The 6,124-nt window shown below is 42.9% G+C and carries 5 protein-coding genes; 2 read left to right on the top strand and 3 right to left on the bottom strand.

Features of this window, described 5'->3' with window-relative positions; translation table 11 throughout:
- Positions 1–441: 441 nt before the first annotated feature.
- The gene (locus PX481_RS23600) at positions 442–2,316 is read left to right on the top strand and encodes an ABC transporter ATP-binding protein (RefSeq protein ID WP_288096362.1); all 1,875 of its coding nucleotides are present in this window, start codon (positions 442–444) and stop codon (positions 2,314–2,316) included.
- 220 nt (positions 2,317–2,536) lie between these two features.
- Here the strand turns inward: PX481_RS23600 and PX481_RS23595 are convergent, their stop codons facing one another.
- The gene (locus PX481_RS23595) at positions 2,537–3,934 is read right to left on the bottom strand and encodes an amidase (RefSeq protein ID WP_125732758.1); all 1,398 of its coding nucleotides are present in this window, start codon (positions 3,932–3,934) and stop codon (positions 2,537–2,539) included.
- 144 nt (positions 3,935–4,078) lie between these two features.
- On the opposite strand from PX481_RS23595, the gene pyrR reads away from it, so the two are divergent.
- Positions 4,079–4,612 carry a bifunctional pyr operon transcriptional regulator/uracil phosphoribosyltransferase PyrR gene (gene pyrR / locus PX481_RS23590; protein ID WP_004162618.1) on the top strand — a complete coding sequence of 178 codons (534 nt, stop codon included), beginning with the start codon at positions 4,079–4,081 and terminating at the stop codon, positions 4,610–4,612.
- Between the two features lie 325 nt (positions 4,613–4,937).
- On the opposite strand, the gene PX481_RS23585 is transcribed toward pyrR, so the two are convergent.
- Entirely contained in the window at positions 4,938–5,720 is a 783-nt protein-coding gene (locus tag PX481_RS23585) for an endonuclease/exonuclease/phosphatase family protein (protein ID WP_288096360.1), read from the bottom strand.
- A gap of 209 nt (positions 5,721–5,929) precedes the next feature.
- On the bottom strand, positions 5,930–6,124 hold a 195-nt coding region (locus tag PX481_RS23580), incomplete at its 5' end, for a hypothetical protein (protein WP_288096364.1).

Here is a 6,124-nt window from a genome sequence, read left to right as displayed (position 1 = left end):
GTAGGGTTTTACCGATTTTGAGGGGGTCAATTACCTAATTTTCAGGGAAAAAGTCCAGGAATTTTTCCCCCGATCACTCCCAGATCCATTACTTTTTGATGGCCAAAAGGTCTAAAAGTTTTACCCAACAAGGTTTTTAGATTTATTCAGCAAACCCTACATATCAGGAGAGGCAATAGGCAATAGGAGCAATAGATAATCAGTTTTTAATAACCGGATTTGGTATAACTATTCTCAATTATCACTCTAAACAGGATTTAGTCTGACAAGTCTCTGGTAAATGGCGATCGCTGAGAGACGAAAATCTTCTTAATGCTGGCAAAATTCTCCCTTGCAAGCGAGATGTCGCCAGCTATCTACGAATTAATTGCACCCAGCTACTGGGAACAGAAAAAGCTATATTTATAAGTAAATCGAATCTGTCTTTCTGTTTAAAGACCCATGGATAACAAAGTTCTCGACGTTCGCCATCTCACCGTTGAATTTTCTAATCAGAAAAGAACAACAGTCGCCGTTAATAACATTAGTTTTAGCTTGCAGAAAGGTCAAGTTCTCGGTTGTGTGGGGGAGTCGGGTTCAGGAAAATCTGTCACCTCCCTCGCACTCATGGGATTGGTTCCCTCTCCGGGAAAAATTACCGGGGGAGAAATTTGCTTTCGTCCGGCAAAAGGTCAGTCAATACAAGCAGTAGATTTATTATCTATTCCCCCAGAAGAATTGCGTTATTATCGCGGGGGAGAAATGGCGATGATTTTCCAAGAACCAATGAGTTCTCTTAATCCAGTTTATAACATCGAGTTTCAACTCACCGAAGCAATTTTACTGCATCAAAAAGTCACCACTGAACAGGCAAAAAATCAAGCCATCTCTCTACTGCAAGAAGTGCGCTTATTACCCAGTGATGAACAGTTAGAGGAGAAGTATATAGAAACTTTTCCCTTAGAAAATAAGGGTCATGTCAGGGAAAAAATTAGAACTTATATTCAGGAACAAAAAGAAGCAATTCTCAAGCGTTATCCTCACGAATTATCGGGGGGACAATTACAAAGGGTAATGATTGCCATGGCGATTTCTTGTAATCCTACCCTATTAATTGCCGATGAACCAACCACCGCTTTAGATGTGACTGTCCAAGCAGAAATATTAAGATTATTACGAGATTTGTGTAAAAGCGATCGAGAAATGTCAATGGTTTTTATCTCCCACGATCTGGGAGTTATTAACGAAATTGCCGATCAAATTGTCGTGATGTATCAAGGAGAAATCGTCGAACAAGGAACGAAAGAAGAAGTATTAAATTATCCCCAACATCCCTACACAAAAGGTTTACTTGCCTGTCGTCCTCGCTTAAACTCTCGTCCAGAAAAATTGCCCACTGTCAGCGATTTTTTACGAGTGGAAAAAGACTCTCAAGGTAAGATTATTGAATTACAGGAAATTACTCCACCAGCAGTTAAATTTATTACTCTCCAAGAGGAAGAAAGCAGAATTGAAGGTTTACAACATCACGAGAATATTTTATCAGTAGAAAATTTATCGGTTAGATTTCCAGTTAAGGGAGTTTTCGGGCAAGTAAAGACCTTTTTTAATGCCGTAGATCAGATCAGTTTTGCCGTTAAACGGGGGGAAACTCTCGGTTTAGTCGGTGAGTCGGGCTGCGGAAAATCTACCTTAGCAAGGACAATTCTGCGCTTAATTCCTGCCACTTCTGGAGATATCTATTTCCGAGGAGAAAATCTCGCTAAATTAAACCCCAGCGATCCAAAATTAAGACTACTGAGACGGGAATTACAGATAGTTTTTCAGAATCCCTACAACTCCCTGAATCCCCGTTTATCCATCGGTAAAGCAATTTTAGAACCGATGGTTATTCATCATACCGGCGGCAATTACAAAAAGCAACGGCAACGAGTAGAATATTTATTAGAACGAGTTAAACTCGATCCTAATTGGTTTGATCGCTATCCCCATCAATTATCGGGAGGACAACGACAAAGGGTGTGTATTGCTCGCGCTTTAGCCTTAAATCCTCAGTTTATTATCTGTGATGAATCTGTCTCTGCTTTAGATGTTTCCGTGCAAGCGGGAGTCTTAAATTTACTCAAAGAATTACAGCAGGAATTTAATCTCACTTATATCTTTATTTCCCACGATTTAAGTGTCGTCAGATTTATGAGCGATCGGATTATGGTGATGAATAAAGGTAAAATTGAGGAAATGGGTACAGCTAACCAAATTATTAACTCTCCCCAAAGTGATTACACCCGTAAACTTATCGCTTCCATTCCCCAATTTACCGAAAGTCTTGCTAGTTAAGTAGCTGGTTATAATTGAATTAAAAATGGATTTTAGCTTCGATCCCCCCTTAGTCCCCCCTTAATAAGGGGGGTGCCGATCCCCCCTGCCCCCCTTGATAAGGGGGGTGTCTGACAACTTTTAACACCTACCTAAGCTAAACGGCGCTTAACCTGCATGATCCAACAGCTATAACCCTTTTGGAGTCTATATCGGTGATCCGAAGTAAAAGCCGTTTAGCTTACTTAAAATTAGCCATCAAACCGAAAGGATTAGCTGCCTCTAATTGTGCCGATAAACCTAACAAAGTGATTTCATCAGCAGGTTTACCCACTAACTGAATTGCCACGGGTAAACCCTGACTATCAACCCCTGTGGGTAAAGCAATCGCGGGTAAACCACTCGCATTAGCAATCGGAGAAGGGGCAATCCAACTAATCATCTTATTAACCGCTTCTTCCGGTGGTAAATTTTCCCACTCAGCAATTCCGGGGGGTTGATGTAGAAAAATTGGCAAAAGTAAGACATCAAAATTATCAAACATCGCCACAATTTGCCGCGAAATAACGTGCATCTGCCGCACCGCTTGCAGGTATTCCCCCGCACTGCCAGAATTGTCCAATAACCATTGGTTAAGGGGACTTAATAACTCCCTGGGAATTGCCGCCGCTGCCGTCCCCGCTTGCCAAATACGGCGAAAAGGAGCGATTAAAGCCTGTAAATCGGGAGAATACTCCGTTAAGTGATGCCCCATACCCTCTAAAATTTTAGCCGTCTCGATCACAGCATTTTTATAGACGGCAGCCGCTTCGCCGAAGGGGGATATGGAAGTAGAAAAAGCGATTCTTAGGGGTTTTACGCCTCTCTGAGTGGCTTCTAGGAAAGAAAAGGGCGGATCGGGTAGCCAGTAGGGATCGCCCGTCGTATAGCCCGAAATCACGGTAAGCAGCGCCGCCCCATCTGCCACCGTCTTAGAAAGAGTGCCGTTAGTGGCGATACCGCTTTGAAATTCCCCCACCGGGGCATAGGAAACGCGCCCACGACTGGGTTTTATCCCCACCAAACCGCAACAACCCGCCGGAGTACGAATGGAACCGCCACCGTCGGAACCCTGGGCAATCGGGCAGAAACCCGCCGCTACCGCCGCCGCCGCACCGCCACTGGAACCTCCTGCGGTATAATCGCGGTTGAAGGGGTTACGAGTCGGCAAAAAACCCGGATTTTCGGTGTAGGGAAAGGAAGCTAGCTGGGAAGTGGCAGTTTTGCCCAGAAGGATAAAACCCGCCATTTTTATTCTGGTGACGATTCCTTCGTCATATTGGGCAATATTTCCCTGTAAGGCGGCGATTCCGTAACTAACCGGCATTCCAGCGACGGCATTTAAGTCTTTAATGGCGGTGGGAACTCCAAAAAAAGGCGGTAATTCGGCAGTAGCGGCGATTTGACTTAATTGTTCCGTTTGGGCGCCCGCGGTGGCTAGGGCGCTTTCCCTGGCGACATGGACAAAACTACCAATTTGACAGTCAAATTTCTCAATTCTGTCGAGGTATAAATGGGTTAATTCTAGGGGGGAGATTTGTTTAGTGCGAATCAGTTGGGCTAATTCTAGGGCAGATTTTTGCAATAATTCATCACTCATGAGCGATCGAGTTAAAATAGGTAAGTGAAAATAATTATATTCGTTAGTGATGGAGATGGTTTTAAAGGAAAAAGGAAAAAGTAAAAAAAGGGACATTGCCGTAAAAATTTCCCTATCCCCTATCCCCCCTTGTCTTGGAAAATTATGACCCCACAGTTAATTGAAATTCTCTCGGCTGACGAAATTCGTCGCACTATTACCCGTTTGGCTTCCGAAGTTATCGAAAAAAGTGGCGATTTAAATAACTTGATTTTGATCGGTATCTACACGCGAGGAGTGCCTTTAGCTAATTTAATTGCTAGTCAAATTGAGAGCTTAGAAGGGGTAAAAGTTCCCGTGGGAGCGATCGATATTACCTTCTATCGCGACGATCTCGATCGCATTAAAACTCGCACTCCTGCTAAAACCAAAATGCCCCTAGATGTCACGGGAAAAACCGTGATTTTAGTCGATGATGTTATCTATAAAGGTCGCACGATCCGCGCCGCTTTCAATGCTATTATTGAGTATGGCAGACCGCAAAAAATCCGCTTATTAGTCCTCGTTGATCGTGGTCATCGAGAATTACCAATTCACCCAGATTTTACGGGCAAAAAACTACCCACCGCAGCCGAGGAACAGGTAAAAGTTTATCTACAAGAGATTGACGGCAAAGATGGGGTGGAATTAATCAAATAAACAGAGGATTGGTAACTAATCCCCGGAGGAAAATAAACAGAATTGCCTCGATAAGTAGGTAGGCGTTAAAAATTATCAGACACCCCCCTTATCAAGGGTAGGGTTGATTCATGAATCAACCCTACCTTATCAAGGGGGGCAGGGGGGATCGAACCTAAAATCCATTTTTAATTTAATTATAACCAGCTACTTAATAGCTACAAAAATATCACTTCTTGAGTTTTTTTCCTGTTTAAAACACCGAACAAATTTAACCATCGAATCACCAGAGTCTGCTGAAGCTTTCACCCTCTATATATTTGCTAAATACAGAAATCATCTATTTTTAGGGCAAGGTAAAAGCAGCAATTACGGGATAATGATCGGAAGGAATAAGATTCAACCAACGAGAAGGATCGACTTTTGCCCAATCTAACTGCAAACGGCTATCATAATAAATTGTATCGATGGCTAAATAAGGGGTATCGGTGTAATTATTAAAGCTCATTTGTTCCGCTAATTCTAAATCGGCTAAAGCGTCCTTTAATTTAATTTCTGGCTGCAGAGGTTGAGTTAAAATCTGACGGGGTAATTGCTGAGAATTAACATTAAAATCACCTGTTAAAAACAGGTAATCTTCTGTTAAATCTAGTTGACAAAAATGCTCTTGTATGCACTTAGCCCCTAAGTTCTTAGCTTGGTCGCTATAGTAATCGAGATGGGTATTATAAAACTGCAAAGTTTGCCCCTCAAGAGTGCCAAATTTAGCCCCCGTTACCATGCGGGGATAAGGATTACCCCAAGCTTCAGTGATACTGCCAATAATATCGGGAGTTTCTGATAGCCAAAATTCGTATATTTCCAAACATTGTAACCGACTTGGTTGATATAAAATCGCACAATGTTCATCTAATCCTGTCCCCCTGCGATCGCTGCCTAAACTTTGGTATTTTGGCAATAAACGGTGTAGATCCAATAGTTGATTAGCGCGAGCTTCCTGAGTACCAATTATATCAGGAGAATAGTGAGCAATTAAAGCCGCTACTGCTTCCCTTCTTACTCGCCAATTACGCTCATCGGGATCGGGTTTATCGTAGCGAATATTAAAGGACATTGCTGTTAGTTTCATAGGAAAATGGAGAATGAGGAAGGGAATCGGGAGTGGGAAGTGGGGAAGTGGGGAAGTGGGGAAGTGGGGAAGTGGGGAAGCTGTCTCATCACCCTATCACCCCAAAACCCTCCGCAACGCGCACGCAGTGACCACCCTATCACCTGAATACTGAATACTGACTCCTGACTCCTAACTCCTAATAATTAATTAGGGCTTGCTGAATAAATCTAAAAACCTTGTTGGGTAAGACTTTTAGACCTTTTGTCAATCAAAAAGTAATGGATATGGGAGTGATCGGGGGGAAATTTAGGCACTTTTTCCCTGAAAAGTAGGTAATTGGCCACCGCAAAACTGGTAAAACCCCACACCCCACACCCCACACCCCTCACCCTGCCGCCAGGAAAAACTTTTTCAGCAAACCC

This window comes from Microcystis sp. M53603_WE2 (assembly GCF_030065435.1).
The sequence above is the reverse complement of the archived record's forward strand: the minus strand, read 5'-3'. Positions and strand labels throughout refer to the sequence as shown.